At 70.3% G+C, this 12,877-nt stretch carries 9 protein-coding genes, 1 tRNA gene and 1 pseudogene; 2 read left to right on the top strand and 9 right to left on the bottom strand.

Translation table 11 applies throughout. The features are described 5' to 3' along the window. A pseudogene (locus ACR2FV_RS05640) lies at nt 1–587 on the top strand (hypothetical protein); the annotation flags it as partial. Between the two features lie 65 nt (nt 588–652). Here ACR2FV_RS05640 and prmC read toward each other — a convergent pair. The 7 genes from prmC to ACR2FV_RS05605 all read right to left on the bottom strand — a co-directional run bounded on the left by prmC (nt 653) and on the right by ACR2FV_RS05605 (nt 9,460). Then, on the bottom strand, nt 653–1,492 hold the full coding sequence (gene prmC, locus ACR2FV_RS05635; protein WP_434014720.1) for a peptide chain release factor N(5)-glutamine methyltransferase: 840 nt from the start codon (nt 1,490–1,492) through the stop codon (nt 653–655). 32 nt (nt 1,493–1,524) lie between these two features. Then, a complete protein-coding gene (gene prfA, locus ACR2FV_RS05630) occupies nt 1,525–2,610 on the bottom strand; it encodes a peptide chain release factor 1 (protein ID WP_434014719.1) in 1,086 nt (361 codons plus the stop codon). A gap of 99 nt (nt 2,611–2,709) precedes the next feature. Further along, nucleotides 2,710–2,925: a 50S ribosomal protein L31 gene (gene rpmE / locus ACR2FV_RS05625; RefSeq protein ID WP_434014718.1), complete on the bottom strand. Its 216-nt coding sequence runs from the start codon at nt 2,923–2,925 to the stop codon at nt 2,710–2,712. A gap of 129 nt (nt 2,926–3,054) precedes the next feature. Then, the gene (locus ACR2FV_RS05620; RefSeq protein ID WP_434014717.1) at nt 3,055–4,557 is read right to left on the bottom strand and encodes a CoA-acylating methylmalonate-semialdehyde dehydrogenase; all 1,503 of its coding nucleotides are present in this window, start codon (nt 4,555–4,557) and stop codon (nt 3,055–3,057) included. Between the two features lie 37 nt (nt 4,558–4,594). Next, on the bottom strand, nt 4,595–6,502 hold the full coding sequence (gene rho, locus ACR2FV_RS05615; RefSeq protein WP_434014716.1) for a transcription termination factor Rho: 1,908 nt from the start codon (nt 6,500–6,502) through the stop codon (nt 4,595–4,597). Nucleotides 6,503–6,774: 272 nt separating this feature from the next. After that, nucleotides 6,775–7,767: a homoserine dehydrogenase gene (locus ACR2FV_RS05610; RefSeq protein WP_434014715.1), complete on the bottom strand. Its 993-nt coding sequence runs from the start codon at nt 7,765–7,767 to the stop codon at nt 6,775–6,777. Between the two features lie 46 nt (nt 7,768–7,813). Beyond that, the gene (locus tag ACR2FV_RS05605; RefSeq protein ID WP_434014714.1) at nt 7,814–9,460 is read right to left on the bottom strand and encodes an arginine--tRNA ligase; all 1,647 of its coding nucleotides are present in this window, start codon (nt 9,458–9,460) and stop codon (nt 7,814–7,816) included. A 76-nt stretch (nt 9,461–9,536) separates the two neighbouring features. Between ACR2FV_RS05605 and ACR2FV_RS05600 the strand changes: the two genes are divergently transcribed. Next, nucleotides 9,537–9,608 (top strand) — tRNA-Arg (locus tag ACR2FV_RS05600). A gap of 169 nt (nt 9,609–9,777) precedes the next feature. On the opposite strand, the gene ACR2FV_RS05595 is transcribed toward ACR2FV_RS05600, so the two are convergent. Together ACR2FV_RS05595 and ACR2FV_RS05590 are read right to left on the bottom strand one after the other, a co-directional pair. Continuing rightward, nucleotides 9,778–11,172, bottom strand: coding sequence for a DUF6880 family protein (locus tag ACR2FV_RS05595; protein WP_434014713.1), 1,395 nt, complete (start codon nt 11,170–11,172; stop codon nt 9,778–9,780). Nucleotides 11,173–11,795: 623 nt separating this feature from the next. Beyond that, entirely contained in the window at nt 11,796–12,368 is a 573-nt protein-coding gene (locus tag ACR2FV_RS05590) for a C40 family peptidase (RefSeq protein ID WP_434014712.1), read from the bottom strand. Between the last annotated feature and the right edge of the window lie 509 nt (nt 12,369–12,877).

Genomic DNA, 12,877 nt, shown 5'->3' with positions numbered 1-12,877 from the left:
CGCACGCCCAACCCGACCACGTCCAACCCTGGGCCCAGAGCCGATGGACCAGTGAGGCCAACGTGGCCTACGAGCACTCCCACCACCACCACAACCTGACCCTGAAACTGTGGGACAGCCAGCTGCGGGCGGACCGGACGATGACGTTCACCACCCTGTTCGGGCGGGTCTACACCACCCGCTCCCACGACTACCGCGACTACCACCCCCTCGACATACCCACAACCCCCACCGGCACCACCCTGTCCGGCGAAGGGCCGCCGGGGGCCAATCCGCCCGGCATCGACCCGGATCTGGGCAACCGGCTGATCTACGCCGCCCTGGCCCACCGCGGACCTCGCGACTACCTCGCCGACGACCTCGACGAGCAACACACCTGCGACGACACCGCCCTGCCCACCCGCGCTCAGCTGGCCGCCGGCGAAGACTTCGGCACGCCGCTGTTCGACCTGCGCCACCACACTCCCGGCGGTGCCCTGCGCCCTGGGGCCCCACCAGGCCAACCCAGCATCCACGACCTGCTCCATCCGCCAGACCCCGATGCCGGACCCCCACCTGCCCCGCCCGGCCCACCACCACCCTTCTGAGCAGGACAACCGACTCTGAGCAGGACAACGACTCTGAGCAGGTCGACGATGCGATCCGACGAGCGTCAGCGACGCACCGCCCGTGTGACCCGAGGCCGCCCGGTCAGGTCGGCATGGTCGGTGACCTCACGCCATACCCGCTGCGCATCCAGGGCCGCAGGCAGCGTCTCCCCCTGGGTGTCGGCATGCTCGACCAGCAGCACTCCGCCCGGTCGCAGCAGCTGCGACGCCCGCGCGGCCATGGCGATCGGCAGGTGCAGGCCGTCGTCGCTGCCGCCGTAGAGCGCGACCTGCGGATCGTGGTCCCGCACCTCGGGATCGACCGGCACCGCGCCGAGCGGGATGTAGGGCGGGTTGCAGGTGACCAGGTCCACCCGCCCCAGCAGCTCCTCCCCCGCCGCCCTGGCGTCCCCCTGCCGCATCTCCACGTCCAGCCCTGTGCGCAACGCGTTGTGCAGCGCCCACGCGTGTGCCTCCGGCGAGACCTCCACCCCGACCACCTGGGCCGAGGGCACGCGGTGCTTCACCGCGAGCGCGATTGCGCCGCTGCCGCTGCACAGGTCCACCACCATCGCGTCGTCCAGGCCGGTTGCCGCTTCGACGGCCAGCTCGACCAGCGTCTCGGTCTCGGGCCGGGGCACGAACACCCCCGGGCCGACCGCGAGATCCAGGCCGGCGAAGCTCGCGGCCCCCGTGAGGTGCTGCAGCGGCACCCGGGCCGCCCGTTCGTCCACCAGCCCCAGGTATGCCGTGTGCTCCGCCTCGTCGAGCGGCTGACCCAGCAGCGCGCGCCGGACGACCTCAGGGCGGGCCACGCCGACGACGTGCGCGAGCAGGATCTCGGCGTCGACCCGCGGGCTGGGCACCTCGGCCGTCTGCAGCACCCGAGTGGCCTCGCGCAGCACCTGCCCGTAGGCCGGCCGGTCCGGGCCGCCGCTCAGGACTTGCCCTCGGCCAGCCCCGCGAGACGGGCCGCCTCGTCCGCCTCCGTCGCCGACTGCACCACGGGGTCGAGGTCACCGTCGAGCACCTGGTCCAGGTTGTAGGCCTTGAAGCCGGTGCGGTGGTCGGCGATGCGGTTCTCGGGGAAGTTGTAGGTGCGGATCCGCTCGCTGCGGTCCACGGTCCGAATCTGGCTGCGCCGCTGCGCCGAGGCCTGTGCGTCCTGCTCGTCGATCGCCTGCTGGTGCAGCCGGGCGCGGAGGACCCGCAGCGCCGACTCCTTGTTCTGCAGCTGGGATTTCTCGTTCTGGCAAGAGACGACCAGCCCGGTCGGCAGGTGGGTGATGCGCACGGCGGAGTCGGTCGTGTTGACCGACTGTCCGCCGGGGCCGCTGGAGCGGAAGACGTCGACCTTGAGGTCGGCCGGGGCGAGGTCGACCTCCTCGGGGTCCTCGACCTCGGGCATGACCAGCACCCCGGCGGCCGAGGTGTGGATGCGGCCCTGACTCTCGGTGACCGGGACCCGCTGCACTCGATGCACCCCGCCCTCGTACTTCAGCCGCGCCCACGGAGCCTCGCCCGGCCGGGCCGCACTGGGCGCCTGCACCCCCAGCCGGATGTCCTTGTAGCCGCCCAGGTCGGACTCGGTGGAGTCCAGCACCTCCACAGCCCAGCCGCGCCGCTCGGCGTAGCGCAGGTACATCCGCACCAGGTCACCGGCGAACAGCGCGGACTCGGCCCCTCCCTCGCCCGCCTTGACCTCCACGATCGCGTCGCGGTCGTCGTCGGGGTCGCGCGGCAGTAGCAGCCGGCGCAGCCGGTCAGCGGCAAGCCCCTCCTGCTCGGCCAGGTCCGGCACTTCTTTGGCGAACGACTCGTCATGCACCGCCAGCTCGCGCGCCGTGGCCAGGTCGTCGGTGAGCCGGTGCCACTCCCGGTATGCCGTCACGGTCGGGGACAGCGCGGCATACCGCTTGGTGATCCTGCGGAAGACCGCCGGGTCCGTGTGCACGTCGGGGTCGGCGAGCCGGCGCTCCAGCTCGGCGAACTCCGTGAGCGCGGCGACGGCCGAGTCCTCCATGGCACCTCCAACAAGCGGTAAGGGTCCGGACGGGAGCGTCCGGAGCGCAGAAACGCCGGCCCCGACACCGGATGTGGTGGCGGGACCGGCGAGGCCGAGCTACTTGGCGGCCTTCTTGCCGTAGCGCTCCTGGAAGCGGGCGACGCGCCCACCGGTGTCCAGGATCTTCTGCTTGCCGGTGTAGAAGGGGTGGCACTGCGAGCAGACGTCGGCACTGATGCGCCCGGCCTGCGCGGTGCTGCGGGTGGTGAACGTCGCGCCGCAGCTGCAGGTGACCTGGGTCTCGACGTAGTTCGGGTGGATGTTGCTCTTCACGCGTGTCTCCTCAGGTGGCGGTGTTCCCCGGGTCGGCCGACGGGATGCGGGCCGTGAACCGGTGGGCCAACCATCCATAATGCCAGCCGGGGCCGCGCTATTCCAACCGCCCTCCCTGGCCCCGCCGGATCAGCGGTGGGTGGGGAAGCCCAGGTCCACCCCGGCGTCCGCCGACGGCCACCGGGTGGTGACCACCTTGCCGCGGGTGAAGAAGCTCACGCCGTCGGGTCCGTAGGCGTGCAGGTCGCCGAACAGGCTGTCCTTCCAACCGCCGAACGAGAAGTGCGCCGCCGGCACCGGTATCGGCACGTTGACCCCGACCATGCCGACCTCGACCTCCCGCTCGAAGCGCCGGGCGCTGGCGCCGTCGCGGGTGAAGATGGCGGCGCCGTTGCCGTAGCGGTGGGCGTTGATCAGGCGCAGGCCGGCGTCGAAGGAGCCGACCCGCAGCACGGACAGCACGGGGCCGAAGATCTCCTCGACGTAGACCGCCATCGCTGGACCGACGTGGTCGAGCAGCGTCGGGGGCAGGAAGAAGCCGCTCTGCGTCCCGTCCACCGGGCCCTCGCGGCCGTCCACCACCACCGTGGCACCCTCTCCGGCGGCGCCGTCCACGAAGGAGCGCACCCGGTCGCGGTGCTCGGCGGTCACCAGGGGTCCCATGTCGGCGCCGGTGCTGCCGTCACCGGTGCGCAGAGCCCGGGTGCGCTCGGCGATCCGCGCGACCAGGTCGTCGGCGACGGCCTCGTGCACGACGACCGCGGAGATCGCCATGCACCGCTCCCCCGCCGAGCCGAATCCCGCGCTCACCGCTGCATCGGCCGCCTGGTCCAGATCGGCGTCGGGCAGCACAAACATGTGGTTCTTGGCCCCGCCGAGTGCCTGCACCCGCTTGCCGCGGGAGGTGGCGACCTCGTGGACGTGCCGGGCCACCGGGGTCGAGCCCACGAAGGAGACCGCTGCGACATCCTCGTGCGCGATCAGCGCATCGACGGCCTCGCCGTCACCGTGCACCACGGACAGGGCCCCGTCGGGCAGTCCTGCCTCGGTCCACAGCCTTGCGACCGCCAGGGCTGCGGAGGGGTCCTTCTCGCTGGGTTTGAGCACGACAGTGTTGCCGCAGGCCAGCGCGACCGGGACAAACCACAGCGGGACCATCACCGGGAAGTTGAACGGGGTGATCACAGCCACCACGCCGAGCGGCTGGCGCAGCGAGCGCACATCGAGGTCCGTGGCGACGCTGTCGCTGGCCGCACCCTGCAGCAGCGAGGGGATGCCGCAGGCGAGCTCGGCGACCTCCAGCCCGCGCGCCACCTCACCACGGGCGTCAGCGAGCACCTTGCCGTGCTCGGCGGTCACCAGAGCGGCGATACGGTCGGTATGCCGGTGCAGCAGCTCGCGGAAGGCGAACAGCACCGAGGTGCGTCTTGAGAGCGACGACCGGCCCCATCCGTCCTCCCACGCCGTCCGGGCCGAGGTGACGGCCGAGTCGACCACGTGGACAGAGGCCAGGTCGACGTGGCCGGTGACGGCACCGGTCGCCGGGTTGGTGACCGGTGCCGTGCGCTCGGGGGCGTCGCGCCACGACTCGCCCCCGACCCAGTGGGTGATCCGCGAGGGTATCGAGGTCACGATCGTTGCCCGGGCCGACACGACATACCGGTCCGGCTCAGTCCTCGTCGTCGAGCTTGATCGAGGACGTCTGCTGCACCTGGGTGAGGAACTCGTAGTTGTTGCGGGTCTTGCGCAACCGGTCCAGCAGCAGCTCGATGCCCTGCTGGGAGTCCAGCGCCGAGAGCACCCGGCGCAGCTTCCACATGACCTTGAGCTCCTCGGCGCCCATCAGGATCTCCTCGCGGCGGGTGCCCGAGGGGTTGACGTCGACGGCCGGGAAGATCCTGCGGTCGGCCAGCTGGCGAGACAGCCGCAGCTCCATGTTGCCGGTGCCCTTGAACTCCTCGAAGATGACCTCGTCCATCTTGGAGCCGGTCTCGACCAGCGCTGTGGCCAGGATCGTCAGCGACCCGCCGTCTTCGATGTTGCGGGCCGCGCCGAAGAAGCGCTTGGGCGGGTAGAGCGCGTTGGAGTCGACACCGCCGGAGAGGATCCGGCCGCTCGAGGGTGCCGCGTTGTTGTAGGCGCGGCCCAGCCGGGTGATCGAGTCGAGCAGCACGACGACGTCCCCGCCGAGCTCGACCAGCCGCTTGGCCCGCTCGATGGCCAGCTCGGCCACCGTGGTGTGGTCGTCAGCCGGCCGGTCGAAGGTGGAGGCCACGACCTCGCCCTTGACCGTGCGCTGCATGTCGGTGACCTCCTCCGGACGCTCGTCCACCAGGACGACCATCAGGTGGGCCTCGGGGTTGTTGATCGTGATCGCGTTGGCGATCGACTGCAGCACCAGCGTCTTGCCCGCCTTGGGCGGGGAGACGATCAGGCCGCGCTGGCCCTTGCCGATGGGGGCGACCAGGTCGATGATCCGGTTGGTCACGTTCTTGTTGTCGGCGGTCTCCAGACGCAGCCGGTCCTGCGGGTAGAGCGGGGTCAGCTTGCCGAACTCCGGCCGCTGCTGGGCCTGCTCCGGGCTCTGCCCGTTGACCGTGTCGAGCCGCACGAGCGCGTTGAACTTGCCGCGGTTGTTCTTGCCGCCGACGTGCTGCTGCGTCGACGATTCCGGCTCACCGTCGGCAGGAGCCTTGATGGCGCCGGTGACCGCGTCGCCCTTGCGCAGACCGTTCTTGCGCACGATGCCAAGGGGCACGTAGACGTCGGTCGTCCCGGGCAGGTATCCCGTGGTGCGAATGAAGGCGTAGCTGTCCAGGACGTCGAGCACACCGCCGACCGGCACCAGCACGTCCTCCTCGGAGTAGCCGCCGTCTTGCTGGTCCTCGGCGTAGGAGTCGTTGCCCCGTGCCTGACCCTGGTTGCGACCCCGCTTGCGGTCTCGGCCCCGCTGCCGGTTGCGACGCCGACCCCGGCCTCCGCGCTCGTCATCGTCGCCCTGGTCCGAGCCCTGCTGGCCGGACTGGTCACCCTGGCGGTCCTGGCGGTCCTGGCGGTCCTGACCCTGGCTGCCGCCGCGCTGCTCCCGCGACCGGTCACCCTGACGGTCCTGGCGGTCCTGACCCCGGCTGCCGCCGCGCTGCTCCCGCGACTGGTCACCCTGACGGTCCTGACCCTGGTTGCCCTCACGTGCCTGCTCCTGACCAGAGCCCTGGCCGTCCTGCGGCGTCGTGCCGTTGGTCCGGTTGCCCTCGCCCCTGGCGCTGCCGGGCTCGCCGCGGTCGGCTGAGGCCCTGCGCGAGGTGCGCCCCCGACGCTCCCCCTCGGAGCTGCTGACAGCCTTGGCCCCGCCGTGAGCCGTCTCACCGCTGGTCGCGTCACCGTTGGTGGTGTGGGGAGCCCGCGTGCTGGGCGGCCCGCCTCGCGCGTCCCGGATCGCCGACACGAGGTCGGCCTTCCGCATGCCGCGCGACACCGAAATGCCCATGGTGCCGGCGAGGTCCTGCAGCTCGCCAAGGCGCATGGCGCTGAGCGCGCCGCTCTTGGTCGTCGCCTCGGCTGTGGTGGTCTCAGTCACAAAGATTCCTTCTGCCGCGTCACGCCCGGCCGCTGCCGGGTCATGGGGTCTGAACGGGAACAGCGCTGCGCGCTGGTGGATGCCCGGTCCGTGGTCGTGAGCGATAGTTTCACGGTATGTCGCACACGCTGACGACGTCAGAACCAGGGGGCTTATCCGCGGACCCTACTGCCTACGGGGTGGGACACCACCGATGTGGGCTCCCGCGAGATACCGCAGACTCTAGCACCGCAACGCGTGCAGGCCATACCCGCGCCCCCGCCGTGTCGCGCTCAGGCCTGTGCGGGCCGCCGCCGGGCGAGCGCCACCAGGTCGCCGAGGACGGCCGAGGCGGTCTCCTCGCCTCCCGCGCCGGCGCCGTGGATCCGCACCCGGCCGGCGGACGTCGCCTCGATCACGACCGCGTTGCCACCCTCGCGGATCTGGGCGAACGGGTGGTCCTGGGCCAGCAGCACGGGGCGCACCGCCAGCTCGACGCGAGGGTGCCGGGCCTGGCCCGATCGCCAGGCCGAGGCGATCAGCTTGATCACCTGGCCGGTGCCGCGGGCCTGCTCGAAGTCGGCGTCGGTCAGCCCGCTGATGCCCGTGCGGTGCACGTCGTCGAAGCCGACACCCACCCCCCACGCGGTGCGCGCCAGGATGACGATCTTGGCGGCGGCGTCGATGCCCTCCAGGTCCTCTGTGGGGTCGGCCTCCAGATAACCCAGTGCACCGGCCTTGGCCACCGCCTCCTCGAAGGTCACCCCGGTGCGGGCCACCAGGTCCAGGACATAGTTGGTCGAGCCGTTGACGATGCCGGAGATCGAGGTGATCTCGTCACCGGCCAGGGACTCGCGCACGACGCGCAGCACGGGGACTGCGGCGACCACGGCCGCCTCGTAGTCCAGACCCACCCCGTGCTCCCGAGCCACGGCGTGCAGCTCGTCCCCGTGCCGCGCGATCAGCTGCTTGTTGGCGGTGACCACGTCGGCGCCGCCGCGCATGGCCCGCAGCAGCAGCTCCCGCGCCGGCTCGATTCCACCCATCAGCTCGATCACCACGTCAGCACCGTCGACGAGGGCACCGGGCTCATCGGTCAGCAGCCCGGCCTGCTCGGCAGGGAGGTCGCGAGGTCCGGAGAGGTTCCGGACAACGATGCCGCTCAAGTGCAGCGGGCGGCCCGCCCGGTCGGCGAGCAGCTCGCTCCGCTCCGCCAGCAACCGGGCAACGGCGGCACCGACCGTGCCGCAGCCCAGCAGAGCCACCCGCAGGGGCGGGGCGCTCACGGCCACCGCCCTTCGTCTGTGCTCGCGACGGACCTCATGCCCGCGCTCACATCCGCTCCGGTGCGTCGACGCCCAGCAGCCCCAACCCGTTGGCCAGCACCTGCCGGGTGGCATCGTTGAGCCACCGTCGGGTCCGGTGCAGGTCGGTGATCTGCTCCTCCGGCTCGGTCGGGCGGACCCGGCACTCGTCGTACCACTTGTGATAGCGGCCGGCGAGGTCCTCCAGGTAGCGGGCCACCCGGTGCGGCTCGCGCAACGTGGCAGCCTGCGCCACGACTCGCGGGAAGTCGCCGATCACGGCCAGCAGGGCCGACTCGGTCTCGTGGCCCAGCAGCGCGGGGTCGAAGCCGTCCTCGCGGCGCACACCGTCCTCCTGCGCCAGCCGGGCGACGTTGGCGGTGCGGGCGTGCGCGTACTGCACGTAGAACACCGGGTTGTCGTTGCTGCGGCGGCGCAGGTCCTCCCCGTCCAGGTCCAGCGGGGAGTCGGCCGGGAACCGGGCCAGGGAGTAGCGCACGGGATCCGAGCCGATCCACTCCAGCAGCTCGGAGAGGAAGACCGCGTTGCCACGCCGCTTGCCCATCCGCTCGCCCCGGATGTTGATCAGCTGCCCGATGAGCACCTCGATGTTGGCCTCCGGGTCGTCGCCGGCGCAAGCGGCGATCGCCTTGAGCCGGCCGACGTAGCCGTGGTGGTCGGCGCCGAGCATGTAGATCTTGGCGGGGAAGCCGCGGTCCTTCTTGCTCAGGTAGTAGGCGGCGTCAGCCGCGAAGTAGGTGGGTGTCCCGTTGGCGCGCACCAGCACCCGGTCGCGGTCGTCGCCGAAGTCGGTCGTCCTCAGCCAGACCGCTCCGTCGGCGTCGAAGACGTGCCCCTGCTCGCGCAGCCGCTGCACCGCCTGCTGCACGGCTCCGGAGTCGTGCAACGACTTCTCGGAGAACCACACGTCGAAGTGGACGTTGAACCCCTCGAGGGTCTCCTTGTTGTGCTGCAGCTGCAGCTCGCAGCCGCGCTCGCGAGCCACCCCGAGCGCCTCGTCCTCGGGCAGCTCCAGCAGGTCAGGACGCTTGGCCTGGATCTCCCGGGCCAGCTCATCGACATACGCGCCGGAGTAGCCGCCCTCCGGGGCCGGCTCACCTTTCGCGGCGGCCACGATCGAGGCCCCGAACCGGTCCATCTGGGCACCGGCGTCGTTGATGTAGTGCTCGGCGGACACCTCGGCGCCGCTGGCGAGCAGCAGCCGCCGCAGCGCATCCCCGAGCGCCGCCCACCGGGTGTGTCCGATGTGCAGCGGGCCGTTGGGGTTGGCCGAGACAAACTCCAGGTTGACCACCTGCCCGGCCAGCGTGCCGTTGGTGCCGTATGCCGTGCCGCTCTCGACCACGGTCCGGGCCAGCGCACCGGCGCTTGCCGCGTCGAGGGTGATGTTGAGGAAGCCCGGACCGGCGACGTCTGCGGCGGCGACGCCACTCACCGTGCCCAACCGCCCGGCGAGCAGCTCGGCGACCTGGCGCGGCGGCATACCGGCCGGCTTGGCCAGCTGCATGGCCACGTTGGTCGACCAGTCGCCGTGCTCGCGGCTGCGCGGCCGCTCCACCCGGATCTGCTCGGGGACCGGCACGGCCAGGTCGCCGGCGGCGACGGCCTGCTCCAGACAGGAGCGGATGGCATCAGCGAGTTGCTCGGGAGTCACGCGCGCAGTCTAGTTGGCGCCCACCGTGCGACATGTCGTGGTGGAGCACCGGTGGCTGCTAACATCGAGCGCTGTTGCCCCCGTAGCTCAGGGGATAGAGCACCGCCCTCCGGAGGCGGGAGCGCAGGTTCGAATCCTGCCGGGGGCGCAACAGAATGGTGGCCTGACCTGCGCAAATGCTAGAGACGCCGAATGGCGTGCCCTATACGTGCCCTAACTCGGCGCCAGTCGTCGAGCTAGCGCGCCGCCGACCGGCCTGAGACTTTGGCTGGTCAGTGCCTCTCCGGCCACACTTCAGGCGCTTCGGCAGGGTGGGGTCACTTGAGGCCGGCGCGGTCCAAGATGGTCAGGAATGCGGGTCGACGGCGGTGCTGCTCCCGGACCTGGCTGAGCAGTTCGTTGAACGCCTCTTCTTGCCCGGCGCTGCGCCGCAGGTCCCGTATCCGCTGTAGATGCCGAGCCGCTTGCTTGTAAGACCGCCGATCTGCGGGCCCCAGGACGGTGGCCAGGTCTGCCTCATACAGGTCAGCGGCCCGGTCCGGGCGGGCGTCCTCCACCGCGGCCGCCAACGCCGGCCAGGACGGTCCTGGCCCGTGCTCGTCCGCCAGTGCCCAGGCCCGCTCCACGTCCCCTTCCTCCAACGCAAGGTCCACCAACAACGCCCCCGAACCGGTGCGCTTCGCGCGTTCGGCCGCGTAGTCCCACGCGGCACGCCGCTCCTGCTCGGCCGTCCCCGCACGCTGCGCGCCCCACACCAGAACGGCATACGTTCTCCTTGACGGGTTGGCACGAAAGATGCTGCGCAACACCGCAAGGGCATCTTCGGGCCGTCCGATGTCCAAGTAGGTGGCGGCCGCGTCCTGGGCACCGACCCAGAACTGGTTGCCCTCGATCGAGACCCGTCCGGCGGCTATCGCCTCATCCAGCACAGCGATCGCTTCGGCTGGTCGGTCCGCGGCCCGCAACCGGTCCACGATGGCCCCGTACTCAGGGTGCTCACGCTGCCGCAACAAGGTGACCGCGGTCTCGACGTCACCATCATGGTCCGCCAACTCCAACAGCATCAGGTCGATCTCGAAGCGACTCCAGTGGTCTTGCCCAGCCTGCTTCGCGCTGGCCTCCTGGACCCCGGCACGGTAGACAGCCAAGCCCTTGTCGTCCAAGGCCGCCACGAACTGCTCCAGCCTCAGGTTCGGCCAACCCGGAGACTCGGCCCGGAACTTCAGCAGCCACCGCGCCAGCCGCACCGGATCCGAGTGGCCCTGCCTGCACGCCGTCGCGTATAGGTCGGCGGCGCGCTGGCAGGCATCCCCCAGGGCCCCGGAGGAGTCGTCAGCTCGCAGGGTCAGGGTGCGCACCCGGGTCACCGCTGTCTTCAACGCCGGGGCCGCCGCGTCAGCCTGCCCGGAGTCCAGCACCTGCTCGATCTCGTCCAGCACCTCCTGGACGTCCCGGGCGACGGCGATCGCGCGCCGGTAGTCCATGAAGCTGCTCCCCGGCAGGACCGCGCGCACCGCCTCGGTCAACTGTTTGCCCAGTTGCCCGTCGTCGCGCTCGGCCGCGTGCAGAGCCACGAGGCGTTCATTGGCGGGGTCCCGCGCCACCAACGCAACCACGAGGTCAACGAGGTCCTCGTGCGGCATCCGCGTCAACTCGTCCTTCAACGGATCGTTCAGGTCCGGCGGCAAGGCCAGTTGGATGCGACGTGCCATAGCCGCCAGTCTTCCAGGCTCCACCGCCATGAACACCGCTGGCACGGCCCAGCGACACGCTCGACCCGAAACCCCCGCCGCCAACAGCGTGTGGCCCACGTGGTCACCTCGGGAGGGGGACTTACCCACATGGGACACACACCCTCCACCTTCATCTGGCCGCATAGCCGCAGGTCAACACCCTTCCCGGGCCACAGCACGTAGCGGACCGTGAACCTCTTGACGCAGTCGCTGACGGCTGTCCGCCGGTGGACGGGCCAGAGAGGGCAGCGCCCCACCCGACTCACTGCACTCACCCGGCGTCATTGCTCCACAGCAGGCGTGAAGAACCGCCGAAGGCTCGGCGACCTTGACAATCTCAGCGAGGCGGACTGTCCAAGACTGGCATCGGCAACGAGCGGAAAACCGGGATGTCGAAGGAAGCTCTCGCGATCCTGCCGTGGGTCCTTCGCGAATCTGCACCTTGGGTTGGTCTCGGTCTCCGCCCGGACTTGGTACCGGACTCCTGGAGATGGTGGGCACACGCTGCCGTGTGAAGAGCGGTTGACCTGCGGGAACGCCTAAGAGGCAGATTGGGTCGTGTTACTACGCGCCTTGATCGACAGGCGCTCGCGAGCCGTGGGTTAGCCCTCCGCGACCGGGTCCGCTAGCTCGGCCACCCGCCAGATCTCGAACATCGCATGATGGTCGGCAGTCTTGAACTGGTAGTAGCCGGTCTCAGGAGCTCGGGCTTCAATCGTGCTCGACTCCGCTGGGTCCCACACCATCGCAACGTGCCCGATCTCTTCGGTCCCGAGGTAGTCATCCCAAAAGACGAGGTCCCCTGGCTGCTCCTCCCCCGACGCTACCGGCACCCCGTTGCCATCGGCCATCCAGTCGCGTTGCGCTCTGGCCGTACGCGGCATACGCATTCCGACTTCGGAGTATGCGTGCTGCACGAAACTGGAGCAGTCCCAGACCGTCGGGCCATCAGCGCCCCATTTGTAGGGCTCTCCCACCTCGTCGCGTGCCTCACTAAGCAGTACACTCAGGCGATGTTCGACGGGGTCACTGGCCGCTGTTCCGCCCCGGTACTGCGAGACCAAAGCCAACGCCGACGGGTCTGGCTCCACGTCCTTCCACGCGTCGTTGGCGCAGCCGGACAGAATGAGCGTGAGCGCCGCGGTCGCCGCGAGCGGTCGAGTCATGCGCTGCATGGAAGTGACCTCTCTATGCGGGAATGGCAGCCTTGTGATCGGCTTAGTCTGCCTCCCCAACCTGACGCTGGGCTGAATGGGGCACCTGGGCGTAACCGCTCGGCGGGCGATTGCATCGCGGACTGTCTCCGCTATCGAGGCGTGCGCACGACGGCTGGCGTGACCCGCCGACCTGACGGGATCTGTGATTCGGCCGGGGGGACATTCTGTGTTGCAGTTCTTGCCACGCGCGTGCTCACTGACGAATCCTCAGTGAGCACGCGCGTAGGCATGCGTGCACCGGCCGGCTCTGCGAGCCGTCCCGTGGGTTCATACGTTGCATTGCTTGCATCCCTTGTTTGCGATGTGGGCAACGGCGTGTGCATGGTAGGGGCATGACGGAGACGCACGACACGGCTGCGGCGAAGATCGTGGGCCTGCTGGAGGCCCTGTCGGACGCCGACACGGCCGCGCGTAGTGGTCTGACGGTTGTCGAGCTCTCGCGCGCGTTGGGTCGGGAGAAGTCGGTC

This window comes from Ornithinimicrobium sp. (assembly GCF_051004135.1).
Classification (GTDB): domain Bacteria; phylum Actinomycetota; class Actinomycetes; order Actinomycetales; family Dermatophilaceae; genus Ornithinicoccus.
The sequence above is the reverse complement of the archived record's forward strand: the minus strand, read 5'-3'. Positions and strand labels throughout refer to the sequence as shown.

Excerpts from the sequence above, each read along its gene's own strand:
- prfA (WP_434014719.1), bottom strand. The coding sequence starts at position 2,610 with ATGGAGGACTCGGCCGTCGCCGCGCTCACGGAGTTCGCCGAGCTGGAG.
- ACR2FV_RS05595 (WP_434014713.1), bottom strand. The coding sequence starts at position 11,172 with ATGGCACGTCGCATCCAACTGGCCTTGCCGCCGGACCTGAACGATCCG.
- ACR2FV_RS05590 (WP_434014712.1), bottom strand. The coding sequence starts at position 12,368 with ATGCAGCGCATGACTCGACCGCTCGCGGCGACCGCGGCGCTCACGCTC.